The organism is Flavobacterium psychrotrophum (assembly GCF_003403075.1).
Lineage (GTDB): Bacteria > Bacteroidota > Bacteroidia > Flavobacteriales > Flavobacteriaceae > Flavobacterium > Flavobacterium psychrotrophum.
Genome location: NZ_CP031557.1, coordinates 2,168,444 through 2,194,772, shown reverse-complemented (window position 1 = coordinate 2,194,772; position 26,329 = coordinate 2,168,444). Strand labels below are relative to the sequence as shown.

Here is a 26,329-nt window from a genome sequence, read left to right as displayed (position 1 = left end):
ACCTTTAGGAATACTATAACAGCAAAAAAAAATGGAACAAAACAACGCAAGGGGAATCAACCATCAGGATGATAAGCAAAAGGATTTGCTCACCAACAAATCTGACGGTACCAACAAAGTTCTGACTACCAATCAGGGCGTTAAAATTAATGATGACAACAACTCGCTGAAAGCGGGAGAACGTGGGCCATCTTTACTTGAAGATTTTATCCTCAGAGAAAAAATTACCCACTTTGACCATGAGCGCATCCCGGAACGCATTGTACACGCAAGGGGGTCCGGCGCACACGGCTACTTTGAAGTAACCAACCCCATACCGCAGTTTACCAAAGCTGGCTTCCTGCAGGAAGCAGGCCTTAAAACACCGGTTTTTGCACGCTTTTCAACAGTTGCAGGATCGCGTGGCTCTACCGACCTTGCACGCGATGTACGCGGCTTCTCGGTTAAGTTTTACACCCAGGAAGGTATTTATGACTTTGTGGGCAACAATATCCCGGTATTTTTTATACAGGATGCCACTAAATTCCCGGACCTTGTGCATGCCGTAAAACCGGAGCCACACAACGAGATTCCACAAGCGGCCTCTGCGCACGATACGTTTTGGGATTTTATCTCACTGATGCCCGAGTCGGCACACATGATCATGTGGCTGATGTCTGACCGGGCAATACCTAGAAGCTACCGTATGATGGAAGGTTTTGGGGTACACACATTCCGTTTTATCAACGAGCAGAATGAGTCGCACTTTGTGAAGATCCACTGGAAACCAAAATTAGGTACCCATGCCGTGGTTTGGGATGAGGCTCAGAAGATTTCGGGAAAAGATCCTGATTTCCATAGGCGGGACCTTTGGGAGGCGATTGATACGGGTAAATTCCCTGAATGGGAACTTGGTGTGCAAATAGTGCCGGAAGCCGATGAGCACAAGTATGAATTTGACCTGCTGGACCCTACAAAAATTATCCCTGAAGAGCTTGTTCCCGTAACTATAATTGGTAAAATGGTACTTAACCGTAACCCGGATAATTTCTTTGCCGAGACGGAGCAAATCGCTTTTCACCCAGGTCACATAGTGCCGGGTATCGATTTCACAAACGACCCACTTTTACAAGGGAGGCTCTTTTCTTATACTGATACGCAGTTGTCACGCCTTGGCAGCCCTAACTTTCATGAAATCCCCATTAACAGGTCGGTAGCACCGGTACACAATAACCAACGCGACGGCCATATGCGCCAGGAAATCAATGTAGGCAGGGTTAGCTATTCACCAAATTCATTAGGTGGTGGGTGCCCGTACCAGGCAAAGATAGCTGAAGGTGGCTTTGCCAGCTTTAATGAAAGAATAGAGGCGCACAAGGTGCGCGGCAGGAGCGAAAGCTTTTCTGACCATTTTGGCCAGGCAAAATTGTTTTATAACAGCCAGACACAAACTGAAAAAGACCATATCGTAAAAGCATTGCGCTTTGAGCTTGGTAAAGTAGAAACCACCGCCATCAGGGTGCGAATGCTGGGTATACTTTCACAAGTTGATACCGACCTCGCTAATAAAGTGGCTGCGGGCTTAAGGCTAACTATACCCGCTAAACCGGAGCATCCCATGAATCATGGAGTATCGCCCGAAAATCTTGGCGGGGACCAGGAACCGAAATCGGTACCTTCATCCGTTGAAGCATCTTCCGCACTGAGCATGATTAACAACCCCACTGTTAAACCAACAATTGAATCGCGTAAGGTAGCCATTGTCTGTGCTGATGGCGTGGATGAACAAGCTGTCCTGGATATTAAAGAAGCGCTTATTAAGCAGGGCGCTAAAGGCTGCGTAATTGCACCTTATAATGGTGTCGTAAAAGGCGATGCAGGCGGCGAGCTGGCCGTCGATTTCACGTTCCTTACTTCATCATCAGTCTTGTTTGACGCTATCTATATTCCCGGCGGACTCGATCTTAACGAACTTTCACAGGACAGCGATGTGCTGGATTTTCTTAGTGATGCCTATAGGCATTGTAAAGTAATCGGTGCACAGGCAGGCGGCCTGGACCTGCTTTCGGGAACCGGTTTTGCCTCTAAAATTCATAACGAAGACGACGGCATTATCATCGACCGTGAGGTTGACAACCAGGCTTTTGCCGCAAAATTTATTACAGCGATGGCCAACCACCGTTTCTGGGCACGTGAAGCAACAGTATAAACAACAACATACTAAAAATAAAGACATGAAAAATTCAGAAAAGCCGGTTAACAACAAGGCAAAAGAACAGGATAAACAACCCGGTCTAATAGTAAGCCCGGCGGGAGATGCAGCTACAGAACTTAAAGACTTCTTCATTGATTCCCTGAAGGATATCTACTGGGCGGAGAATGCACTGGTTAGTGCGCTGCCTAAAATGATAGCCAATGCTACATCGCCACACCTGGCCTCAACCATTAAAGAGCACCTTGCCGTGACCAAAAACCAAGTGGTACGCCTGGAAACCATTTTCGACCTTTTGGGAGAAAAGGCGGAGGGGAAAAAATGCGAAGCTATGGCCGGGCTTTTAAAAGAAGGCGACAGCATACTGGAAGAAACGGCTCCCGGGCCGGTGCGTGATGCAGGCATAATCGCTGCCTCGCAAAAAATTGAGCATTATGAGATAGCTACTTATGGTACGCTGATTGCATTCGCAAAAACCCTTGGCGAGAATGACGCGGCTAAATTGCTTACACAAACCCTTGCAGAAGAAAAAGAGGCCGATATGTTGCTAAGTGATGCCGCGTATAGTGCTATTAACTTCGACGCAGCAGAAAATACCCTGCAACAGGATATTGCAGAGTAGTTAGTAACTGCTTATAAAAAAGCCGCTGTAATTACAGCGGCTTTTTTATAAAGTATTATCAGCTTTGAGTACACATTTACATCAAAGACTGTTATAAGGAGCGCACACGCATATGGGTTTAGCTTCTGAGATCGTTGCTATAACCCGCCAGCACCACAACTGCATGCTTGACATCCAATTGGATTATTAGAAATTTATTTGCTCTTTGGCAGTGGCATCAGCCTTGCATGCTGGATTGCAAATTTTTGGGATGGCACAGAAGTGCTGTCTACTAATTCGCTGAAGTTGGCATTCATTACCATAACTTTATCCATCGCTTTTGTCGCTGTAGAAGGATAGGTAAATCGGTCGGCGGCAAGCGTAGATGCAGAAAGTTTTGCACTGGACCATCCATCTTCTGATGTCAGCTCATAAATTTTATCACTACCGCCATTTTGCACAAGTATAAGCTTTTTAGCATTAGTGAGTAAAAGTCCATCAGCATTAACAAAAAACTGGTCAGTACTCACTTTTTGTACTTGTTTAGGATTACTTATGCTTATTTTATAAACAGCGCCGGTACCGCTACTGCATGCCAGCAGGTAGCCATTGGGGTGGAATACTATACCGTTTAAACCCACGCCTTTCGTTTTGAAAAGGGGGCTGTCAGCAAACACGTTGGCTTTTCCCTCCGGTGTCACCTTGTAGATTACGTTCGCAAAGCTGTCTGTTATATAGGCATTGCGATTGCTGTCAAAAATAAGGTCGTTTGGGAAATGTTCGCCGGGCACTAAAGTAGAAAGGTCAATATCCTGCAGTTTTTTACCGGTTGTAATGTCAATACTTATAAGCCTCGCCATCTTTTTACGGGTGTCGGGCGAAGTGAACTTGCTGTAATTGGCATCGCCAATACAGGCATAAAGGCTCTTCCCATCAGGATGCAGCTTCAGGCCGTAGCTTGATTTAAGTGTTGGGTCTGTATACAGTGCAGTATAGGCACCTGCGGATGTAACGCTTCCTATGGTACCTAACCTCGCAGAAGACACATAATATTTGTTGGCAATGCTATCATAAGCAATGCCCTCCGGATAACTATCAGGGGCGCTGAATTCTAGCCGTGCCGTAGGTTCAGACGGTATTACAGCGGCGCAGCCGGCAAATAAAAAACAGTATAGTATTTTTTTCATAATAAAGGTCTTAGTTGGGTTTAACACAATAGAGCACTCCGTTGGCATCATCTGAGATGTATACCACTCCCGCATCGGTAATGGCGGCTCCTGCCGGACGGCCAAAACGGGTCTTGCCCTGAAGGAAGCCGGTTAAAAAATCGTCAGCACTTACAGCAACGCCGTTTTCAAAATTGATCCTTTGGACCTTAAACCCTACAGGCTTATCCCTGTTCCATGAGCCATGCCAGCACACCAGGGCATCTCCGGTATATCCGGCAGGTGTCCCAGATCCCGTACCAAAAAACTCAAATGCAATTGGGGCCATGTGCGCCTGAAGTTCGAGCACGGAGCCTTCTGTATTTTTAACCCATTCTTTTTTGCTGTTTCCGGCAGGGTCTTCACGGCTTTCATCAACCTCTTTCTTACCATAAGCAAACGGATAACCGTAATTTTTACCTTTCACTATTTGGTTAATCTCTTCAGGTGGCCAATTATCTCCTTTCGCGTCTCCGCCATTGTCGGCACCCCAGAGTTCTTTGGTTTGCGGATGAAAATCAAAACCGATCATATTTCTAAGGCCTGAAGCATAGATCGTCCTTTTCCAGGTAACAGGGTCAACCTGTACCAGCGTGGCAGCTTCTTTATCCGATTCTTTACAATCGTTGCAAAGCGTTCCTATGGAAATATATAGCATTCCGTCGGGCCCAAAATCCATGGTTCGATTGGGGTGCTGCCCGGCGCTGGGCATGTCTTTAAACAGCATTTCTTTTACCCCAACGGTTCCATCACTGTTTAACTTGTAGCGGCGAAGCTCATTGTTGTTGCACAGGTATAGCCAGCCGTCTTTTATGGTAATGCCGTGCACGCCTTTAAATTCAGCAACAACTGTGCTTACTTCCTCAAATTTATTATCACCATTGGTGTCCTTAAGTAATAAGACATCACCTGCATCCCTTCGGGTAATGTACAGTTCGCCATTAGGTCCCAGATAAAGCATCCGCGGTTTGCCTAAACCTGATGCGGCAACACTAACGTTCCATCCGTCGGGTACTTTCAGCAGCTTAACCATCTCCGGCAAAAAATCCAGGTGTTCCGCATATTTTGTGGTGTGGGTTGTGGTAGTTACTTCTTTAGGCGGGATTCCGCGTTGAGCAAAGGCCCCGTGCAGGCTTAGCAGCAGTAAGGTGCCGGTTAACAGTAATTGTCTACACATACTATTTTCTGATTAATAATTAAAGACTTGAAAATTCCCCGCCGGATATGACGGGGATTGTAGGTTCTTATTATGCCTGATCTTCTTCAGCCGCTTCGAGATTGATGCTGTTGTATGCTGCATCGGTCAGGATGTTGTCAGCGTCTTTTTCTTCTTCCAGCGTTTCAAGCAGCAGGGCAGCGATTTCTTCTTCGCCCAATATTTTTGCAAAAGCGATCAGCGTACCATACGAGGCAATTTCGTAGTGCTCAATTTTTTGTGAGGCTGAAATGATTCCGGCATCACGTACAGGCCCCGGTTCGGTATCTTCAAGGATGGATTCACCTTCTTTGATCAAGCCTTCCATGGCATCGCATTTTTTTCCCCTGTTCGATTCTCCCAGTATTTCAAATACCTGTGTCAGTCGTTCGACCTGGCGTTCGGTTACCGCAACGTGTTCTTCGATGGCACTTTTTAGTTTAGCATCAAAAGCATTGTTAGCCATTTTTGGAAGTGCCTTTACCAGCGCCCTTTCCGCATAGATAATGTCTTTTAATTCGTCAATAAATAACTCTTTTAATCCTTCAGCTGCTGAGGATTTGGCAGGCACAATTCTCTGTCCCCTGCCGTCGCTTCCCTGTTTTGATGAATTTGGCATAATGTAAAGTTTTTAAGTGGTTATACTATAAATTTACAGTACTGATAATCAGTAATTTGTAAAATACTCTTAATTAGCTTTAGTTTAACAGCCTTTCGATTCTCCGCTTACTTATAGTAACTATCGTTACGTTTCGTTTATATATTCGATAAGAAGTTTAGCCGCCCTATCAATAGTTTGTAACACTATTTCTTCAGGAGTTCCGCTGTAAACCGTTCGATCAGCTATGTATCCATACCGTGAGAGAATATAGATGAACATCGTTCCCACCGGTTTTTCATTGGTTTCACTACCTCCCGGCGTAGTAAGCCCCGTAACAGCTACGGTAAAATCCGTCTTAAAAAGTTTAGACGCATGTTCGGCTAGTGAAGCAGTTACCTCGGCAGATTCCGGCGTATACCTTTTTATAAGGTCGTGGGGCACTTTAAGAATGTTTTCTTTTATAAATACCTCATAGCAGGAGATGCCGCCGCGGAGAATGTCTCCTGACCTTGGCGATAAAGAAAACTCTGAACACATGCGGCCAGCGGTTGCGCTTTCAACAAAAGCAATGTTCAGGCCTTTTGAGGCAATGGCCTCTGCACATTGTAATACTATTTCTGATGGCATATCTTTACGATTTAAATAGATCCTATTCCTATTCGCTACCTGAAGGTTATCACACCCTATCACTAAGCGTAAATAAAATTATTATATAATTCATTAATGAAATTCCTATTTATAAAAATTTTAGCATCTCTTAAATCAGGGTGTGGAGAAAGCTAATTACTCATTATTAATTAATTAGCGATGTGTATTTTCTTAAAATAGTGTCAAAATGTTTGATCCTTTTCAACTTATTTTGTAAATTTTATCTTTCTAAAATTGGCACGATGGATAGAGAGCTATTAAATATTGCGAGAAGTGAATGTGGTTTAAAGGTAGACCGTATTTTACAGGAGGAGGCCAATGTAAAAGAGTATAAGATATATAAGTTGGATGTGGGCCTGCGTAGAATTGAAGAAGAATTCCAGAGCTTCAAAAAGGAATTTATATCAAAATTCGGGCTTACTAACGATCAGGCAGCGCTTCGCGCTTTACATAAAATTTGCCTGGTAAACGCCAAAGATTGCGTTACGAAATTAATGTGTTTTACCCAATCAGGACCAATCTACAAATAGTCGATGGATACGGTAAAGCTTACTGTGAAATTAATCAACTTTCAACCGGCAGGAATTTGCGTTTATTCCACAACCTTCGGTACGCCTTCCCGTCGATAAAACGATAAAAATAGGTAGGCTTTACATGACCGGATTGCGGGATCATCAACGTTACACAATGTTCCGTCGGCAGGTCAATAATCTGATGGATGTCAGTCGCTTTGACGTAATGTGATGTACCGGTTTTTCGTTCAATATCAGTAATATCGACGTCGCCAAGCTCATTTATTGAATAGTTTCGTTCCGTATATCCACCGCTTAAAATATGGGTAATGAAATCAAATGGATGGTCGTGCGGATCACCAGTATCCGGAGCGCTAAATTCATTGAATGAAGCCGCGAAAGGCAGCCCCTGAACGTGATACTTTTTAAAGGCCCGTGACAGTTTCTCTGCTTTAATGGATAATTTCATTTTCGTGCATTTAATTAAAAGATAGACGCTTGGCTCCTCGTTTTGGCCTTACAGGCGGTGACCCGATTTATTTCGGACTTTTTCCAATACATACCCAATATTTCTTAAGGTTATGGTATAAGAACGTTAGCATTGGGAATCGTTCGGTTTTTAATAAAACACTGTTTGCGCTTTCTCGAGTGCTTTTTCCATCTCTATACCTTTTCCAAGCGTGCCTTTAAAAAGGTCGCCTTCACTTTTAATACGGGCGAGTGCATTAGAGATAGTAAAATCTTTCATCGTTAGTCCTTTCTTTACTTCATCCCAATGTAACGGCATGGAAACCGTTGCGCCCACCTTTGGCCGTAACGAATAAGCACAGGCAATGGTTGCGCCAGGCCTGTTCTGCAAAAAGTCTAAGTACATTTTACCATCGCGGTCTTTTATTTTTCTTTCAAGCGAAGTAAAACCTGGGAGCCTCTCATGCACAATGGAAACGAGCAGCCGGGCAAACATCTGAGACTGATTATAAGTGTATTTTGCACCCAGAGGGATATAAATGTGGATACCTGTTGATCCGGAGGTTTTTACATAGCTGACTACGTCTATGGCATCCAATACTTTCTTTACTTCCTGGGCAGCTTGTATGACCTGTTCAAAAGTGGTTGTGTCTGAGGGGTCGAGATCAATAACACAGTAGTCGGGATTGTCCGGATGCGCGGTACGGCTGAACCAGGGGTTCATTTCAATGCAGCCCAGGGATGCCATCCATAGCAATGTTGCTTCATTATCACCTACCAAAAATTCCTTATCCTCCCCATCACTGGTATGGTACGGAAAAGTATTTGCCCACTCCGGTGCTTTGCCTTTTACATCTTTTTGGTAAAAACTCTTGCCATGGATACCACCGGGATACCGGTTTAATGATACAGGGCGGTCTTTTAAATAAGGCAATATAAATTCGGCTACCTGATAATAGTAATTAAACATATCGCGTTTGGTATAGCCCTCCTCAGGCCAGTACACTTTGCTGAGGTTACTAAATTTAAGGTCGTGCCCATTCACTTTTTTAACCTGGGTTTCTTCCGTTGGGTTTAAAAGTGTTTGTTTACCGCCACGTTTTGGCGCTGCTACCAATTTTGTTTTAGTATTTGCCGGGCTATCATTAGAAGCTTTTGTTACAGCTTCAGTAGCAGTAGCAGTCTCCCTTACAACTTCTTTAGCCTTTTTGTCATCACGCATACCTTCAAAGGATGGATGCCTGAAAACCCCGTCGGAAGTTACTTCCGCGAAACTGACTTCGCATACCAGTTCCGGCTTTAACCAGGTTGCTTTTGCTTTAGGAGGGTTAGGCCTGAAACGGGAAGGCTTATTAACATCCGGCTCCGCGGAAAATGGAATGGAATCCGTGATGAGCGGTTTGAACTGCTCCATCATTTCCTTTTGCTTCTTCGCGTTAAATCCCGTACCGACTTTTCCGACATATTCCAGCTTACCGTTTTGGTAAACACCCAGCAGTAGCGAACTGAACGTTTTGGATGAGCCTTCATTTTTGGTAAAGCCCCCGATAACCACTTCCTGCCGTTGGTTCACTTTTACTTTCAGCCATTCTTTAGAGCGCGCATCGGGATGATAGGTACTGCTGGATTTCTTGGCCATAATGCCTTCAAGCTGCATTTGCTTTGCCGCTTCAAAGAATTCCAGCCCGCTTGCGGTAAAGACCTGGCTTAAGCGGACATGGTCATCGTTCGTCGGCAGTATTTCTTTAAGGATGGCCTGCCTTTCGGACAGCGGCAGCCCCATAATATCTTTCCCTTCGTACCATAAGAGGTCAAAGGCATAGTATACCAGGTCGCCGTCGGCTTCACTACGCCAGTTCTGCAAGGCGCCGAAATTAGCCTTGCCATCCTTGCCAATTACTAAAATTTCACCATCAAGGACGGCATTGACTGTCCATTCCTTCATAGTGTTTACCAGTGGGTAGTATTTTTCGGTAAACGATTTATTGTTGCGTGAAGATAGTTCCACACTACCTTTATTGATGTATGCAATGGACCTGTAGCCGTCCCACTTCACCTCATAGGTCCAGTCCGGGTCATCAAAAGGCTCATTCACAAGTGTCGCCAGCATGGGTTTTATTTTATCCGGCATTTTGCTGCGCTTGCTGTTTTTCAATAGCATGTCAGCACTGATTTTACTTTCTTCCTGCTTAACTTCTCGTTTTGCTACTTTCTTCTTTAGCGTATCCTGCTGTGGTTCCGCAGGCTTTTCACCGTAGATATTTGTGCTGGTTGCGCTTACCTGCTCAAGGGTTTTCTTTGAGATGACGGATTTATCTTTTTTAGTGACGTCTTCAGTGGTCGCGTATTTGTCATCCAGCTTCATGAGCAGCCAGCCGTTCTCGCCACGGCCGTGCGCTTTAATAAGCGCAAAGTCCCCTTTAAGTTTTTTGCCTTTCATGTTGAATTTGACCTTGCCGCTATGAAGGCCGTGTAGGAGTTCTTTTTCCTGCATCTTCTTATCTGTAGCTTCGGATTCCAAAGGCTCGTAAGTACCTTCATCCCATACGATAACAGTGCCACCCCCGTATTCACCCTGGGGTATAATACCTTCAAAAGTGCGATAGTCGTAAGGATGGTCTTCCACCATCATGGCAAGGCGTTTTACCTCAGGATCCAAAGACGGTCCCTTAGGTACTGCCCAGCTTTTAAGCACGCCTTCCATTTCCAGGCGGAAATCGTAGTGTAAATGCGACGCTGCATGCTTTTGGATAACGAATCTCAATTGGTTATCGCTGCTATTGCCGCCGAAAGGCTCCGGTGTTTTGGACGCATCGCGTTTCTGATTGTATTTGTCTAAAGCCATGATGTTAACTGCTATAATTCAATTAAAGTTAGCTTGATTACAGCAAATACAAACTTGATTTATCATAACTTTAGCTTGAAGTAGCATCAGTTGACTCAAAATATAGGTTATGCTAATACTGCACCCCGACTATTGTACCTCATACGTATCGCTAAAATGATAAATTTGCTAAATAGCATAGTAGGTTTTATCATAATCCGTTAAAAGCACATTTACTGTCGCTAATGCGCTCAGCACTATATGAAAGGCAAGAGCCTTTCGATCTTTTTGGATTCTTTTTGCAGCAAACATTCCGTAAAGCAAAGCCAGGTTGGCATAGTCCAGCTTTTGGTGCGTCTTCATGGAGATAACCGGTTTAAAGCCCGCTCCGTGATCGGTTGAACCATTAACAGCCACAACATTATAACATAATCCATTACAACCTTTTCGCCTTCGGATTCACGTTCATCACTTCCGGTATTATGAACAATCCGGCTACAAAACCCCAATCAGTAATTCCATGCTGTTTTGGAGACAAAACTTTTGGTAACATAGTAAGATTTACGTTTAATGGTTTAAAAAAGCCCGGATTTTAGGCCCGGGCATCTTCTCATTTTTATTTATCTACAGGTTCCTGCTGTTTGTTCATCTGGTCAGCGAGCATGGTGTCCGGCGTTATATTACCTAAGGCTATCTGGACTTTATTCTTAAACCCTGAAACTACTTTGTCTTTACCGGCCATTAGCGCTTCGTAACCATCCCTGGCTACATCGGCAGGGTTCGATAGTGAATCTTTATCCTGCACGGCTTTACTGTCGGTCATACCGGCCTTATTAAAGAAGTCGGTATCGGTAGCGCCCGGTTGCAGGGCAGTAACCGTAATTTCGGTATCTTTCAATTCTGAACGCAACGCCTCCGAGAAGGAGAGTACAAAAGCCTTTGTAGCATGGTACACCGCCTGCCATGGGCCGGGTACTTCGCTGGCTATAGAGGCAAGGTTTAATATTTTGCCACTGTTGCGCGCCGTCATTTCCTTTACAAAGTGCTTGGTAATGATAAGCAGCGAAGCGATGTTAAGGTCAGTAATCCCCAATTCCTTTTCAATGTCATTATCCTGGAATAGGCCATATGCCCCCTGGCCGGCATTATTAACCAAAACATCTACCTGAATGCCTTTCGCTGTAACCTCCTGGCAAAGGGCAAATGCTTCCTCCCTTTTAAAAAGGTCTTTTGCAATAGTTATTACCTCTACACCGTATTGCGATCTAAATTCCTCTGCTTTGCTTTCCAGTTCGCCCTGACTGCGGGCTACAATAACGAGATTGTAATTATCTTTTGCAAAAAGCTTGGCGAGTTCGAAGCCTATACCGCTGGTAGCACCTGTAATAAGTGCATAGTTTTGATTGTTTGACATAGTTTATTGTTTTAATTTACAGTTGTTGGATCTATTTTGTTTTTAATAAAATTTAGGCCCAGGGATCCAGCACTACCTTAACGCAGCCGTCTTCTTTTTTGTTGAAGATATCATAAGCATGCGATATCTCAGTCAGGGGTAGCCTGTGGGTGATGATATCATCAAGTACCACCTTACCTTCGGTTACATAGCTCAACAATTTATCGATATGCTTGTGGGCCGGAGCCTGCCCGCCTTTAAGTATGATGCCTTTGTCGAAGAACTGGCCTACCGGGAAATTATCATAATAAGTGGGGTATACACCCAGTACTGAGACTATACCGCCACGGCGTACGGCGCTCATACAGGCCTCCAGCACCTTAACCGAACCTTTCTCAAGGTTGATAACTGCCTTAGCCCTGTCCAGAAAACTACGGTCCGGCTCAAAACCTACAGCGTCAACACATACATCGGCGCCACGGCCCTGGGTCATATCGCGTATCTGGGCAATAACATCTTTAGCGCCATCTTCCCAAAGAATAGTTTCGCAGCCTGCGGTTGCCTTTGCCTTATCCAGGCGGTACTGTACCGTATCTACAATTACCACCCTGCCTGCGCCGCGCAGCCAGGCACTTTTAGCCGCCATAATCCCTACGGGGCCTGAGCCAAAAATAGCAACGGTCTCACCGCCCTTAACCTCGCCCCAGTCTATACCTGTATATCCGGTAGGAAAGATGTCGGTGAGGAACAAGGCCTGCTCATCAGTCAGGTTATCCGGCACAACGCGTGGCCCAAAATTAGCATACGGCACGCGTACATATTGTGCCTGCCCGCCGTCATAACCGCCATACAGGTCGGTATAGCCAAAGAGTGCACCGCCTTTTTCGGTCAGCAGGCCGCCTTCAGGGCCATAATGTTCCGGGTTGCTGTGTTCACAATGCCCCGGCAGTTCATGGTTACAAAAGAAACATGAGCCGCAAGCCACAGGAAAAGGCACAACCACCCGGTCGCCACGTTTAAGGTGGGTAACGTTTTTGCCTACTTCTTCGATAATACCCATAAATTCATGCCCCAATACCATGGGGCGGGGCTGTGGTATACCGCCGGAATAAATATGCAGGTCGGAGCCGCAAATTGCCGTGGTAGTAACTTTTAAAATAATATCGTCAGGATTTTGAAGTTTTGGGTCGTCAATGGTATCGCATTTAATCGAGCCCGGTCCGTGGATAACAGCTGCTTTCATATGAAGAATTTTTAATTGGTTTATAGTATCAATTTGAATTATACAAGTTACCATTTGAGATAAAAATGTTTTCTTGTGCAAATTATAAAGTTTTGATAATTAACGTTTTTCAATCGTTCCAACACTGTAAAAATTATCCTAACAAATACATGGCAAATACTTTAGGCAACATTTAACCCTTTTTTAAAAGAGTACCGGATTGCGAGTGATAACTTTAAGTTTTAGGAATTTAAATCAGAATGTTATGAGTGAAGACAACACAATGAGCCGACGTAAGGCTCTCGGAAGCATCGGTGCCGTGCTGGCTACCACAGTAATTAGCCCGGCTATGGCGGAGGGTTTAGGCAGTGGGGATTTTACTCCTGCCCCAGGACTGGAAGATCCCACCACAAAATACGTTAGGCCACCTTTTAAGGAGCAAAAGCAGGAATGGCCGGGACTGGTAAGTAAGATGGACCCCCGCCCGGATCATGGCGAGAAAAGCTATAAGGGTTCGGGCAGGTTAAAAGGGCGTAAGGCTCTGATTACCGGTGGGGATTCCGGTATGGGAAGGGCAGCCGCCATTGCCTATGCCCGGGAAGGTGCTGATGTAGCGATCAACTATTATCCCACCGAGGAAGAAGATGCTAAGGAAGTCATTGCGCTGATAAAGGCTGAAGGGCGCAAGGCAGTAGCGATTCCCGGAGATCTGCGGGATGAGGCATTTTGCAAAAAGCTTGTCGATGAAGCGGTTAAGGCTTTGGGCGGGCTGGATATTTTAGTGAATAATGCCGCAAGGCAGCAAACGCAGAAATCGATACTGGATATTACCTCAGAAGCTTTTGATGCTACTATCAAAACGAACATCTACGCGCCCTTCTGGATCATCAAGGCCGCATTGCCACACCTGAAAGCGGGTGCCTCAATAATTGGTACGAGTTCCGTACAGGCAACAGACCCAAGTGAAGACCTGTATGATTATGCCCAGACCAAGGCCGCTACAACGAATTATATTAAATCGCTGGCCAAACAGCTTGGCCCAAAAGGCATCAGGGTTAATGGCGTTGCACCTGGACCAATATGGACACCACTGCAGGTTAGCGGCGGGGCTACAATGGAAAAACTAAAAGGATTTGGTGGCGATACACCGATGGGCAGGCCGGGCCAGCCGGTGGAATTAGCCTCTATATATGTGCAGCTTGCCGCAAGCGATGCCAGTTATGCAACGGGGCAGATTTACGGGGCTGCAGGTGGTGCGGGGCAGCCTTAACCATGCAGCATTAATACTACTGACAGCAATCAGGTCATCACGTATGACTAAAGACCCTTGGATGAAGCAAAAAAAAATCCTGTTATGTGATGTAGCAGGATTTATTGTTATTAAAGCTGTAACGGAATTTTAAATGATTCTTTGAAGCCTAAATGCTTTTCAGACATCAGCTTGCGTAGCACGGTAACTTCTGTGCACATCCATTGCGCGGAATAATTTAAATTGTCGAGATAGGGCCTTAGCTTTCCAAATGTTTGATGTGGTATTTTTTTAGCCAGGCTAATGTGGGGCGTTTTGGCGGAAGACCTTAATGCTTCAGCCATATTTATTATCGGTTCGGGATCGGTAATTTTTAAATAGATGGTAATGCTATGCCCGTGGTCAAAGTAGCCCCATCCATTTAATGTAACTGCAAAAGCCTTTTGCCGGGCAGTAAGTTCTGTTATAGTATCTGTCAGTTCCGTATCATCGGTAAGCTTATCCGTAAGTGTAATGTGGGCAATAGAATGCAGGTTTCTATCGCTTATAGTAGCGATGGCGTTCAGTTCTTTCTTAATTGCCGCAATTTCAGCTTTTACCTTTTCAGGTGGAGACAGCACTACTAAGTAGGCATACAGGGGCCCAAAAAGCGATGTTTGATTATAAATGCGCTTTTTCATATCGCTACAATGCAAATTCAGTTTTGTAACCACTACATCCACAGGATTTGTCCGGCTCGTCTGGCCCTAATAGGCAGAATCCATTTTATTCGTATCCGCCGATGACCTCTATAAAATTAAAAGGTTGTTTTTGAATATGTATCGTATTTATAAAAACTTTAGCTAAGGTTTTATATCTCCGGATTATGAGGCGTTTAAGATACAAATAAATATCTGTAATCGTCAAACCTTTTGAGATCATAAAGTACGAATAGTAGGACAGAAATTACGGGTGGAAATGGTTTCTACAGTTATACCGTTAAATCTGATTTAAATCTTTACCCTCGAAATGTTTAGTCACACTATTTAATTTTAAATTTAGGCCGATACATTACATAAACGATGGACAAAGGACTTACACAAAACGAATTTGCAGGGTATATAAAAGTTAGGGGAGCGAGAGAACACAATCTTAAAAACGTTGACCTTGACGTTCCGCGCAATGCTTTTGTAGTTTTTACGGGTATATCGGGTTCAGGAAAATCATCACTGGCCTTCGGTACGCTGTATGCCGAGGCGCAAAGACGTTATCTGGAATCGGTTTCGCCCTATGCCCGCAGGTTGTTTAACCAAATGTCGATACCCGAGGTGGATGAGATAGAAGGCCTGCCGCCCGCGATTGCCTTGCAGCAGCAACGCAGCTCCGGCAGTACGCGTTCTTCGGTAGGAAGTGTTACCACAGTTTCTAATTTACTCAGGATGCTGTATTCCCGTGCGGGTGACTATCCTAAAGGGCAGGGCATACTGTATGCAGAGTCATTTTCTCCCAATACGCCCGAAGGTGCCTGCCCACAGTGCCACGGCCTGGGCAGGGTATATGAGGTTACCGAAAGATCTATGGTGCCCGATGATTCGCTTACCATCCGCGAACGCGCAATAGCCGCATGGCCTACCGCATGGGGCGGGCAAAACCAGCGTGATATATTAATAACAATGGGCTATGATGTAGATGTGCCCTGGCGCGACCTTCCCAAAGAAACACGCGACTGGATCTTATTTACCGAGGAGCAGCCTGTAGTGCCGGTATACCCGGGGCTTAGCCGCGAGCAGGTGCAAAAAGCCATTAGAAATAAAATACCGCCCGATTATATGGGCACTTTTACAGGGGTTAAGCGCCACGTAATGCACACTTTTGCCAACACCCAAAGCCAGCTCATGAAAAAGCGGGCGGCGCAATTTATGCTTAGCAGCGAATGCCCGTTGTGCCATGGCAAGCGTTTGCGGGTTGAGTCGCTATCTGTAAAATTTGCAGGGCTTGATATTACTGAGATGTCACGCCAGCCACTGGAAAAATTGGCCGCTATTTTCACTCCGTTTGCAAAAGCCGGTAATCATTCTGGTTCTGCTTCACCCGAAAGGCTAATTGTTGCCCAGCGCATTGCCGAAGACCTTGTGGCGCGCCTTGCTATCATGCTTGACCTGGGCTTGGGTTACCTGACTGTAGAACGCAGTACCCCAACGCTTTCTCCAGGCGAATTGCAACGCCTGAGGCTTGCTACACAGGTGCGCTCCAACCTGTTTGGCGTGGTGTATGTTTTAGATGAGCCTTCTGCGGGATTGCACCCAGCAGATACCGAAGCACTGTTGCGGGCATTGGATAAACTGAAAGATTCCGGCAACTCACTCTTTGTGGTAGAACATGAAATAGATGTGATTAAACACGCCGACTGGATTGTAGATGTGGGCCCTGCTGCCGGTGAAAATGGCGGGAAGGTTTTATACAGCGGCCCACCGGACGGATTAAAGATGGTAAAAGAATCGGTTACGCGTCATTATATTTTTGATGATACGCCTAAAAACACGCCTGCGCCACGTACCGCAAACAACTGGCTACAGCTGCAAGATGTATCGCGCAATAACCTAATTAATGTAAGTGTGCAATTTCCGTTAGGTGTTTTTACCAGCGTAACCGGGGTGTCGGGATCGGGTAAGAGTAGCCTTGTAAGCCAGGTATTGGTAGAGTTGGTTGCTAACCATTTAGGGCTTAAAATTGAGGTTGAGGCCGATGAAACCGAAAACCCTTTAGAACAAAACATAGTTGAAACCACCGGTGGTACTATTACCGATGGTATGCAGCATATAAAAAGGCTGGTAGTGGTAGACCAAAAACCTATTGGCCGCACGCCGCGCTCTAACCTTGCCACTTATACCGGATTGTTTGACCACGTACGCAAGTTATTTGCGGGTACAAAACTGGCTAAGTCAAGAAAGTATGATGCGGGGCGTTTTTCTTTTAATGTGGCTAAAGGCCGCTGTCCGCACTGCCAGGGCGAAGGGTTTGTTATGGTAGAGCTATTGTTTTTGCCAAGTGTATACACGCCTTGCCCCACCTGCCATGGCACCCGCTATAACCCTAAAACCTTAGAGGTTACCTATAAAGACAATAACATTGCCCAGGTATTGGGTATGACGGTAGATGCAGCCTGTACTTTTTTTGACGAAGTACCGCAAATATACCATGCGCTCGACGTGCTAAGGCAGGTAGGGCTGGGTTATTTACGCCTGGGGCAGTCGGCAACCGAATTATCCGGCGGCGAGGCGCAGCGCATTAAACTGGCTACCGAACTACAGCGCACGCAATATGGCAATACCCTATACATTCTTGACGAACCTACTACAGGGTTGCACCCATCGGATGTTGAAAAACTAATGATTCAGCTAAACGGACTGGTAGATGCCGGAAACACGGTTATAGTAGTAGAGCATGATATGCAGGTTATAGCCGCCAGCGACTGGGTAATCGACATTGGCCCTGGAGCAGGGGATAGGGGAGGTACTATTGTTGCCGCAGGCATACCAGCCGATATTGTTAAGGCTAAGGATAGCAGGACAGCACCTTATCTCGCGGGCTTTATATGAAATTACATTTTATTGGGTTTACTGACATATTTATTCCCCTTTACAAAAAACCGCCATGGCAAATCAGCGTGCTCCTGGGCGTAGGCGACACCTACGCGTGGGCAGGCAACGATATCGCCGGGCGGATACCGAACACCATGATCTTCGATCCATACTTCATCGCCGGTTAAATCTTTTCCATTAAACGAGCGGTCGATACCCAGTGCTTTTGCAGCTGAGCCGGGACCTGCTGAAACAGCAGCTTTTGTAGCGGGCATATTTCTTCTCAATTCAATTATATCTTTCCCAATAAGAGGTTCAACACCCCGGATTAATACCGCGTGTGGCTCCCCGTTAACAGAGGTTACAACATTAAACAGGTAATGGATACCATAGCATAAATAAACATAAGCAATTCCGCCCTGGCTGTATAATGTTTGAGTCCGATTCGTGTGCCGGCCCCCGTAAGCGTGAGATGCTTTATCTTCTACGCCATAATAGGCTTCGGTTTCTACTATAACACCGGCGGTTATTTGCCCATCTATTTGTGTAAAAAGCACTTTCCCTAAGAGGTCTTTAGCAATAAAAATCACCTCCCTGTTCAGGTAGTACGGTAGTTGTAACTTCAAACTATTTAATTTAATAATTATAGTGTATCAGTAACCCGATATTGGTTATCAAACAGCAATTCAAGGTTATTTATTTCCCTTATGAGCAGATTGGTCGGCCAGTACGGCAATTTTAAGGCTTTCGTGCGCGTCTTGTAGTGTAACGTTAAGAATGTGATCCGGATTTTCGATTTTCTTTATAACGTCCGATAAAATTTGCTGTACACATGAGCCATATATTTCTGACTTTGTTTGGGGTAGTTTAAAGGTTCCCGTTACCAAATCGTCTACAGCGTAATCTATTCCCCCACAGCGCACCGTATTTTGAGGTTCGCCTGCTAAACTTCCCCAACCTTCAGGACGTGATATATCGGTAAGTTCTGAAATTGGTGTTGATTTATCGAGGTTCAGTCCGGGCAGGATATTCAGGCTTTCTCTGCCTGATTTATTTACAAGTGCCTGAAACCTGCCCTCCATCGGGATCCACCCTTCAACTTCTATCCTGGCAAGGTCGTAGGTAAGGCGTATTGTGGTCTGTTCGAAAAAACCGGGACCCGAAAATGAATGGTAATGGGTCGCTATTAATCCATCGTTATAAAGTACCGTTGCAGCGACCTGATCTTCCTGCTGCTCATTCCTGTTGTGCGTGCAGCCGGAAACACGGACTACTTTCTGGTTGGTCAGCGCATTTACAATATCAAAAAAGTGTACGGCATGTTCTATAAATATCCCGCCTGCAATGGCTTTATCCCAAAACCAGTGTTCAGCAGGCAGCGATCCGTCCTGCGCGTAGTTACTCACAACCACATGCCTCAACTTCCCAAAGGTTTCATCTTTACTTAACTGCATTAACGACTTGACAATAGGGTCATAACGCAGCATGTGATCTACCGTAATGATCATTCCTGTCTCCTTTTGTACCCGGAGTATTTCTTCAACCCCCTCGTTGCTCAGCGCAACCGGCTTTTCAAGTAAAACATGTTTATTGTGACGCATCGCTGCACAGGCCATTTCAACGTGGAGGGAAGGAGGAGTCGCTATGCTGACAATATCTATATCTTCATTTTCAATCAGGTCTTCCCAGTTATCGTACAGCTTTACATCCCCGGGTTCAGCATCCTCGAGATTAGTGCCCGAAATCGCAACAACCTCTACGCCTTCAAGCGCATTCCACCAATGGTGTAAGAATCTGCCAAAACCGCCATAACCAATAATTCCGATGTTGTATATTTTCATTTTGATAGGTTTAAGTAGTATGCAATGTTATAAAATTAAAGTACATCCATCAGCTAAGTTATTTGTTTAGTAAATGATTAACCAATATTAACGCTAATTTAAGGTTTCGTTCCTCTTATGTATTTTCCCAAACAAACCGGTAGTTACTTTAACATATCCATAGCACTTATTAACTTCTTGCTACAAATTGTTGAATGTTTATAAGGGTATCTTTATATAAACTTATAAAAATCAATACTATGGCTTTTAACGACAACGACCAGACAGAAGGAAAAGTAGCAAAAGGAATAGAAAAACAAACCGCTAAAATACCTTCAGATGTATTCTTGTGGGCTGCATTAGGTTCAATGGCAGTGAGTGCCGGGCTTAAGATTGCGGGCAACGAAAAGACTGCTTTATTTGTAGGCCAGTGGGCTGCACCATTCCTGCTGCTTGGGGTTTACAATAAACTTGTAAAAGTCGAAGGCAGCGACAAATATGATAAAGAGTAATAACAGCAAATGAGGAAAAATCCGGAAATGAATAATTGCATTTCCGGATTTTTTTATTAGAATCCTATTTCAACATGGACAAACCGACCTACCTCAATTTCGACACCGATACTTATGCCTGGAAGCCCGAGATCAACTACCGGGAACATCCGGAGCTGTACCGTGTAGGGAAAGGCGAACAAGGCGTGTTGATCTGCCAGCCCTATAAAGAAGAGATAGGTAAATACTGGCGCTTTAAAAATGAAGCTATCGCTAAAGAGAGCAGTGAAAAAATCTTCGCCCTTTTCAACGCGTACGTAAGCAAAGGCGAGTTTGTCGGTGCTGACATGGCCCGGAAATATTTGCAGATGGGATTTACGCGCGCCAGGCGTTATGCCAATTATAAAGGCGGTAAAAAATACGATAAAGAAAATGATTATAAGCAACTCGAACGCGGCACAGGACAGGCCGAAAAGGCTGCAGCTGCTGCCATTTTTTACGATAAATGGCAGGTAGCCGAAGCAAATACAGTGTATGCCGAGCTGAAAAATAAGTGGAAACTCAGGTGTGGATAGCTATATACCTGTCGCGATTTTAATATTCGCTTTCGGCTGGATCACATTTTATTACTCACTTTTAGCGGGAAAAAAATTAGTTACACATTATGTGGCCCTCATTTTTTAAATGCAGGAAAAGCTCTGAATATGGATTGCCTCTTCCTATATGTTCAGTAATTGTCTTTACAAGACGTACCAGGACATTGAAATCGGCAGGTTTCACAAGGTAACAAAGTGCACCACTTTCCAGGCAGGTAGCCACATCTTCCCTGTGCGAAGAGGTAGAGATCATAATCACGGGAATTTCTTTATAGCGCTGGTCTGCTTTTAGCAGAGCTAAACATTCCCACCCATTCATAATCGGCATATTCATGTCTAAAAAAATAATGTCGGGCAACCTTTCCAGTTTTTGTAGTTTTTTCAAAAGTTCTTCACCATTAATTGCAGTATGGCATATGAGATTCCTGGAAGCTATTTCTACCGCCTCACAAAACATTTCCGTGTCGTCGCTGTCGTCATCGGCCAACATAATAATTCTTTGTTCCATGTTACATTCGGCCATCTGATTGTTGTAAAGGAATATTGATTATAAATTGGGCACCCTGATTTAAAATGGCAGTCGCTTCGATAGTGCCCCCATGGCGCTCGATAATTTTTTTGCAGAGCGAAAGCCCTAAGCCCGTGCCTTCAAATTGATCTTTAGGATTAAGGCGGGTAAAGGTTTCGAATATCCTTGAGGCATGATGGGGGTCAAAACCGATTCCATTATCCGCTACCAGGATCCTGACGGTTCCATCCCCATGTATTTCGGACGATATATTAATTATAGGAGGGATACCCGGACGCGCGAATTTAAGAGAATTATTCACAAGATTATAAAAAAGCTGATAGAGTAATACCGGCGCACCTTCCACGGTAGGTAGATTTTCATGAGCGATAACACCTGCTTTGCTTTGCAGGGCTATTTCAAGATCGACCTGGATATTGTTAACCACTTCGTTAAGGTTTACTAACTCTGCCTTCTGGTTTACGGCATTGGTGGTGGAATACGACAGGACGCCATCAATCATGGTGAACATCCGGTCTGTGGCAACATTAATGCGCTCTATAAAACGAGAGGATTCATCATCCAATTTGTCCTCAAGGCGCTGCTGCAGCCTGCCTGTAAAGGTTTTTATTTTTCGCACCGGTTCTTTTAGATCGTGTGAGGCCACGTGGGCAAATTGCTGCAGGTCTTCATTAGAGCGTTGTAATTCCCTTGTGCGCTCAGCCACCTGAAGCTCCAGGGATGCAGATAGTATACGATACCGGGCTTCGCTTTCCTCGATTTTCTTTCTTGCCTGAACCTGTTCGGTAACATCGATTGCTACCTGAATCATACCGATGATTTTTCCTTCTTCCCTAAGCGGGCGGTAGGCAATATTATAATAGTAATCCTTCATCTCTCCGGTACGCTTGTGGGTTACGAGTACTTCCTGCTGGTCAAAAGGTGTACCTTCGTTATACACTTTTAAAACCTCATTCCAAATGTACGAGCCTGCCAGTTCCGGCATCACCGTAAGAAATGGCATCCCTATAATTTCTTCGGTGTGGCCAATCATCCTGAGCATCGATTGGTTGATCTGTTCCACTACCAGATTATCACCCATAAGGATTAACGTAGGGGCCGGTGTTTGATCGATCATGCCACGGAAGCGGGTATGGCTTTGCTGGAGTAAATCTTCAGAGCGTTTAATTTCAGTGATATCCCGGGTCGTTCCCGCTACGGCTTCCACTTCACCTGCTTTGTTGACTACAGGTACCAGTATATAGTCGTAAATACGCCTGCCCAATTCCGCGTGGGGAAAAGAGACGGTACCACGGATCGAACGTTTGGTAGCAACAACCTCATCAATTTCACGCTCGTGCATCAATGCGTGCCACTCTTCGTATCCGTTTTCGCGCAGCCCGCGACCTATGGCATCTTCAGCGCTTTTGCCCCACATGGTAAGCAGGGCCTTATTTGCGTAGGTAAACCTGTAGTCGAGGTCGAATACGTAAACAAGGTCAGGGGTGTTGTTGGTAATAGAATGATAAAGCCGCTTCTGTTTTTCAGCATCTTCGAGTCCATTTTTTAGGGAAATCTCTGCCTGCTTCTGCTGGGTTATATCATGAGTCGTCACCACTAATACATTGTCTTGTTTGACAGCGGTAAAGTGAAACCAGTGTTTCAGTCCCTCACCTGTGTAGTAACTTTCAAAACTGGCGGTATTGCCCGTCTTGGCTACTTCAATAAATTTTTGAAGAATTCCTGCTTCCCTTACCATTGGAAAGACTTCGCTATAGCGTTTGCCGAGGTAGTCGACATCACCGATCCACTTAAGGGTATAGGAATTGAAGAGCAGTATTGTAAAATCTTCAATATCACCCTTTTCGTTATTTGGGATTTGTAACACAGCAATGCCGTTAAATGCAGAGTCAAAGACGGTTTTGAATAAAGCTTTATTGTGAGTGATATCCATTTTTGTTTCGGGTATAATAAGTAATACAGCAATTCTTAGCTAAGGTAATAAATTACGACTAGATAGCCATATTGAATCGGCTACCACCCATCGTACGGTGCTAATGGCGCAGTTTAAAATTGTATGTTTCGTTACAAATGTGAGATCCATTTATCCTATTGAAAGTTACATATGATACAATTTAAACCGGAAACGTAAGGTTAGAAGGCAAATATGAAACTGCTTACCTCAAATGACATTTTTTCATATCTGTTTCTGAAAAAATGTCATTTTTTTGTGCTGGCATACTTTTGGTTTTTCGCTCTCTGACACTATTTGAGTGTACGATCTAAATTTATTGTTTAACAATTTAAAGTAAACTGTTATGAATCTTATGAAAAGAAACGGAAACCAGATCCCGGGTTTCCAACGTTTGTTTTTTGACGACATCCCTGGCCGCGAGCTTTTCAATTGGGAAAACAACAATTTTTCAAACACAAGCACTACGCTGCCATCGGTAAACATTAAGGAAACCTCAGACAACTATGAGGTTGAAGTCGCCGCACCCGGAATGGAAAAAAGTGATTTTAAAATTACTTTAGACGGTAACCTGCTTACGATTTCATCGGTAAAAGAACACCAGCAGGCCTCCCGCGAGGAATCTTTCACGCGTAAGGAATTTAGCTACCAATCCTTCCAGCGAAGTTTTGAACTGCCCAAAAATGTGGTGGACGAGGATAAGATCAGTGCCCGTTATGAAAATGGCCTTTTGATGCTTACCATCCCTAAGCGCGAAGAGGTAAAACAAAAACCACCAAGGATGATTACGATCTCCTAAGGTATCATTGTAATTAGTTGGAAGCTGCCCATAAAAGGCAGCTTTCTACGTATTAAACCTATAGCCATGTCATCGCACTTATTCTCCGGTATAGCTGTACTGTCCTGCATCATCCTTTTACTGATACTGCTTCTTCGTAAGTTGAAGCAACCCTATTTTATTGCTTATATCGCTTCGGGGATACTCTTAGGCCCACAGGCTTTTAATGTGATCAATAAAGCGGAGGTCATATCGGAATTGGGAGAAATAGGCATTGTGCTGTTACTATTCACCATAGGTAATGAAATCGATTTGAATAGCCTGAAACGCAGTATTTCCAAACCTTTGGTTATCGGCATAGTCCAGGTTGTATTGAGTTTTGCCTGTATGTTTGCCATAGGCCAGTATGGAGGGTGGACTATTCCAACCATTATCCTCACCTCTTTTATAATCAGCCTGCGCAGTTCAGCAATAGTATTCCAATACTTATCGCGCACCGGTGAGATTAAGAGCCAGTTAGGCCTTATTACCGGGGGTGTCCTGCTAATACAGGATATCCTGGTTATCCCCATGATCCTGACGCTGAGTTTCATGTCCGGAACCCGTATCTCTACGCTGGAACTGGGCAAGGTCTGCATTGGAGGCTTGCTCATGCTGCTCTTTTTGAGGGCGGCTGTCACCAGGAAACTTTTTGTAATGCCTATGCGGAAAGAGATTATTGCAGACCATGACCTTCAGGTCTTTGTGGGCCTGAGCATATGTTTCGGGATGGCAGGAATAAGTAACTGGTTTGGCCTGTCTCCGGCCTTTGGGGCATTTATTGCAGGGATTATAATAGGTGGGGACAAATCGACCCACTGGCTTGGAAAGGCACTCGTACCTTTCAGGGTTTTCCTTATGGCGTTTTTCTTTGTTGCAGTGGGCCTGCAACTCGATATTCATTTTTTCATTGATAACGCAATTACGATCGTACTTATAGCCCTGTCCGTGCTATTGATCAACAGCCTGATCAATACGGTGCTCTTTAAAGTTACGGGAAACAGCTGGAGGGACAGCTTATACGGCGGTGCACTCTTAGCACAGATCGGGGAGTTCAGTTTTGTCTTAATGACACAGGCATCTGCTTTAGGCCTGGTCGGGAATTACGTGTACCAGGTAACCTTGTCTGTGATTACCCTTACCATGCTGCTTACAAGTATCTGGCTCACTACGATCCAAAAGCTGATATACCGGTTACCCGCAGATAAGTCCTGAACCCTGCCTGAAAGCGATACGCCTTATTTCCGGCGGAAATGTTGTAAAGGCTATGCTTGTATCCCATGCTGATTTTTTAGAAAATTTTATGAAAAATGATTGGTTGTGTTATTTGTAATTTAATAAATTCGCCCTCAAAATTTTGGCGATATGAATATGAGAATCATAGGTTCTGGCAGTTGTATTCCCGAAATCAAAGTCTCCAACAAGGATTTTGAGAACCATAATTTTCTGGATGTTAACGGCGGTACCTTACACCACAGCACAGACACTATTATCGGCAAATTTGCCGCTATAACGGGTATTGAAGGACGCCGTTATGCACCGTCTCATTTTGTAGCTTCCGACCTTGCATTTACAGCTTCCGAGAATGCCATTGAAAATGCCGGTATCGACTGGGAAACCCTGGATTATATCATCGTGGCACATAATTTTGGCGATGTGCAGCATAACACCATCCAGTCAGACATCCTTCCCAGCCTGGCCTCGCGGGTAAAAAATAAGCTAGGGATCAAAAATCCGGATTGTGTGGCGTACGATATATTGTTTGGATGCCCCGGCTGGATCGAAGGCATGATACAGGCCAACGCCTACATCCGTTCCGGCATGGCAAGACGATGCCTTGTCATTGGGGCGGAAACCCTTTCACGTGTTGTGGATGTACATGACAGGGACTCCATGATCTACTCGGATGGTGCCGGAGCCACTATTGTGGAAGCCTCCGAATTTGTAGGCATGCTTTCGCACAAAAGCCGCAGCTACACGTATGATGAATTTAATTATCTCCATTTCGGCAGTTCCTACAACCTAGAAAATGACCCAGATGTGCGCTATATCAAGATGCTGGGCCGTAAAATATATGAATTTGCCTTAAGCCAGGTACCGGCTGCAATGAAAAGCTGTATCGACCAGGCAGGCATCGACATCAGCCAAATAAAAAAAATCCTTATCCACCAGGCTAACGAAAAGATGGACGAGGCCATAGTCCACAGGTTTTACAAGCTGTACAACAGGCTCCCTCCGGCAGGCATTATGCCAATGACCATTCATGAACTGGGAAATAGCAGTGTTGCAACAATACCCACGGTATATGACCTGATCGCGAGGGGCGAAAAAGAAGGGCATGAATTTAGGGAAGGGGATATACTACTTTTCGCATCGGTAGGTGCCGGTATGAATATCAATGCCTTTGCGTACAAAGTTTAATTGGGATTTCCTTTTTTGAGGGGTTGTTTTGAGAC

General features: G+C 44.7%; 24 protein-coding genes. 10 read left to right on the top strand and 14 right to left on the bottom strand.

The features are described 5' to 3' along the window. Positions 1–31: 31 nt before the first annotated feature. Together DYH63_RS09595 and DYH63_RS09590 are read left to right on the top strand one after the other, a co-directional pair. The gene (locus DYH63_RS09595; protein WP_116788596.1) at positions 32–2,188 is read left to right on the top strand and encodes a catalase; all 2,157 of its coding nucleotides are present in this window, start codon (positions 32–34) and stop codon (positions 2,186–2,188) included. A gap of 25 nt (positions 2,189–2,213) precedes the next feature. After that, positions 2,214–2,813 (top strand): YciE/YciF ferroxidase family protein, encoded by a 600-nt coding sequence (locus tag DYH63_RS09590; RefSeq protein ID WP_116790795.1) that lies wholly within the window; start codon positions 2,214–2,216, stop codon positions 2,811–2,813. A gap of 194 nt (positions 2,814–3,007) precedes the next feature. Here the strand turns inward: DYH63_RS09590 and DYH63_RS09585 are convergent, their stop codons facing one another. The 4 genes from DYH63_RS09585 to DYH63_RS09570 form a co-directional block, all read right to left on the bottom strand. Next, entirely contained in the window at positions 3,008–3,979 is a 972-nt protein-coding gene (locus DYH63_RS09585) for a gluconolaconase (protein ID WP_116788595.1), read from the bottom strand. A 10-nt stretch (positions 3,980–3,989) separates the two neighbouring features. Continuing rightward, a complete protein-coding gene (locus tag DYH63_RS09580) occupies positions 3,990–5,174 on the bottom strand; it encodes a PQQ-dependent sugar dehydrogenase (protein WP_116788594.1) in 1,185 nt (394 codons plus the stop codon). A gap of 70 nt (positions 5,175–5,244) precedes the next feature. Beyond that, positions 5,245–5,811, bottom strand: a complete 567-nt coding sequence (locus DYH63_RS09575; protein ID WP_116788593.1) for a YciE/YciF ferroxidase family protein — start codon at positions 5,809–5,811, stop codon at positions 5,245–5,247. 126 nt (positions 5,812–5,937) lie between these two features. Beyond that, positions 5,938–6,420, bottom strand: a complete 483-nt coding sequence (locus DYH63_RS09570) for a CinA family protein (RefSeq protein ID WP_116788592.1) — start codon at positions 6,418–6,420, stop codon at positions 5,938–5,940. 263 nt (positions 6,421–6,683) lie between these two features. Here DYH63_RS09570 and DYH63_RS09565 point away from each other — a divergent pair, with 263 nt between their 5' ends. Continuing rightward, a complete protein-coding gene (locus tag DYH63_RS09565) occupies positions 6,684–6,971 on the top strand; it encodes a hypothetical protein (protein WP_116788591.1) in 288 nt (95 codons plus the stop codon). 34 nt (positions 6,972–7,005) lie between these two features. Here the strand turns inward: DYH63_RS09565 and DYH63_RS09560 are convergent, their stop codons facing one another. The 5 genes from DYH63_RS09560 to DYH63_RS09545 form a co-directional block, all read right to left on the bottom strand. After that, positions 7,006–7,422 carry a hypothetical protein gene (locus DYH63_RS09560; RefSeq protein ID WP_116788590.1) on the bottom strand — a complete coding sequence of 139 codons (417 nt, stop codon included), beginning with the start codon at positions 7,420–7,422 and terminating at the stop codon, positions 7,006–7,008. Positions 7,423–7,572: 150 nt separating this feature from the next. Next, positions 7,573–10,266 (bottom strand): DNA ligase D, encoded by a 2,694-nt coding sequence (gene ligD, locus DYH63_RS09555; protein WP_116788589.1) that lies wholly within the window; start codon positions 10,264–10,266, stop codon positions 7,573–7,575. A gap of 168 nt (positions 10,267–10,434) precedes the next feature. Then, positions 10,435–10,608 carry a hypothetical protein gene (locus DYH63_RS21290; RefSeq protein WP_162926982.1) on the bottom strand — a complete coding sequence of 58 codons (174 nt, stop codon included), beginning with the start codon at positions 10,606–10,608 and terminating at the stop codon, positions 10,435–10,437. A gap of 253 nt (positions 10,609–10,861) precedes the next feature. Next, entirely contained in the window at positions 10,862–11,659 is a 798-nt protein-coding gene (locus DYH63_RS09550; RefSeq protein ID WP_116788588.1) for an SDR family NAD(P)-dependent oxidoreductase, read from the bottom strand. 52 nt (positions 11,660–11,711) lie between these two features. Then, complete coding sequence (locus DYH63_RS09545) at positions 11,712–12,881, bottom strand: zinc-dependent alcohol dehydrogenase (protein WP_116790794.1); 1,170 nt, start codon at positions 12,879–12,881, stop codon at positions 11,712–11,714. A 328-nt stretch (positions 12,882–13,209) separates the two neighbouring features. On the opposite strand from DYH63_RS09545, the gene DYH63_RS09540 reads away from it, so the two are divergent. Then, the gene (locus DYH63_RS09540; protein ID WP_240409111.1) at positions 13,210–14,130 is read left to right on the top strand and encodes an SDR family oxidoreductase; all 921 of its coding nucleotides are present in this window, start codon (positions 13,210–13,212) and stop codon (positions 14,128–14,130) included. Between the two features lie 110 nt (positions 14,131–14,240). Here DYH63_RS09540 and DYH63_RS09535 read toward each other — a convergent pair whose 3' ends face one another. After that, positions 14,241–14,789: a 2'-5' RNA ligase family protein gene (locus tag DYH63_RS09535; protein WP_116788586.1), complete on the bottom strand. Its 549-nt coding sequence runs from the start codon at positions 14,787–14,789 to the stop codon at positions 14,241–14,243. A gap of 381 nt (positions 14,790–15,170) precedes the next feature. On the opposite strand from DYH63_RS09535, the gene uvrA reads away from it, so the two are divergent. After that, on the top strand, positions 15,171–17,687 hold the full coding sequence (gene uvrA, locus DYH63_RS09530) for an excinuclease ABC subunit UvrA (RefSeq protein WP_116788585.1): 2,517 nt from the start codon (positions 15,171–15,173) through the stop codon (positions 17,685–17,687). A gap of 2 nt (positions 17,688–17,689) precedes the next feature. On the opposite strand, the gene DYH63_RS09525 is transcribed toward uvrA, so the two are convergent. Beyond that, positions 17,690–18,295: a DNA-3-methyladenine glycosylase gene (locus DYH63_RS09525; protein WP_116788584.1), complete on the bottom strand. Its 606-nt coding sequence runs from the start codon at positions 18,293–18,295 to the stop codon at positions 17,690–17,692. 66 nt (positions 18,296–18,361) lie between these two features. Beyond that, a complete protein-coding gene (locus DYH63_RS09520) occupies positions 18,362–19,510 on the bottom strand; it encodes a Gfo/Idh/MocA family protein (protein WP_116788583.1) in 1,149 nt (382 codons plus the stop codon). A gap of 239 nt (positions 19,511–19,749) precedes the next feature. Here DYH63_RS09520 and DYH63_RS09515 point away from each other — a divergent pair, with 239 nt between their 5' ends. After that, positions 19,750–20,001 (top strand): hypothetical protein, encoded by a 252-nt coding sequence (locus DYH63_RS09515; protein ID WP_116790793.1) that lies wholly within the window; start codon positions 19,750–19,752, stop codon positions 19,999–20,001. Between the two features lie 74 nt (positions 20,002–20,075). Further along, positions 20,076–20,555, top strand: coding sequence for a DUF4385 domain-containing protein (locus DYH63_RS09510; protein ID WP_116788582.1), 480 nt, complete (start codon positions 20,076–20,078; stop codon positions 20,553–20,555). 76 nt (positions 20,556–20,631) lie between these two features. Here DYH63_RS09510 and DYH63_RS09505 read toward each other — a convergent pair whose 3' ends face one another. Then, positions 20,632–21,084 (bottom strand): response regulator, encoded by a 453-nt coding sequence (locus tag DYH63_RS09505; protein ID WP_162926981.1) that lies wholly within the window; start codon positions 21,082–21,084, stop codon positions 20,632–20,634. Position 21,085: 1 nt separating this feature from the next. After that, positions 21,086–23,038 (bottom strand): PAS domain-containing sensor histidine kinase, encoded by a 1,953-nt coding sequence (locus tag DYH63_RS09500; protein ID WP_116788580.1) that lies wholly within the window; start codon positions 23,036–23,038, stop codon positions 21,086–21,088. Between the two features lie 364 nt (positions 23,039–23,402). Between DYH63_RS09500 and DYH63_RS09495 the strand changes: the two genes are divergently transcribed. The 3 genes from DYH63_RS09495 to DYH63_RS09485 all read left to right on the top strand — a co-directional run bounded on the left by DYH63_RS09495 (position 23,403) and on the right by DYH63_RS09485 (position 26,294). Beyond that, positions 23,403–23,855, top strand: coding sequence for an Hsp20/alpha crystallin family protein (locus tag DYH63_RS09495; protein ID WP_116788579.1), 453 nt, complete (start codon positions 23,403–23,405; stop codon positions 23,853–23,855). 66 nt (positions 23,856–23,921) lie between these two features. Beyond that, positions 23,922–25,088: a cation:proton antiporter domain-containing protein gene (locus DYH63_RS09490; RefSeq protein WP_116788578.1), complete on the top strand. Its 1,167-nt coding sequence runs from the start codon at positions 23,922–23,924 to the stop codon at positions 25,086–25,088. Positions 25,089–25,238: 150 nt separating this feature from the next. Then, on the top strand, positions 25,239–26,294 hold the full coding sequence (locus DYH63_RS09485) for a 3-oxoacyl-ACP synthase III family protein (protein ID WP_116788577.1): 1,056 nt from the start codon (positions 25,239–25,241) through the stop codon (positions 26,292–26,294). Positions 26,295–26,329 lie beyond the last annotated feature (35 nt).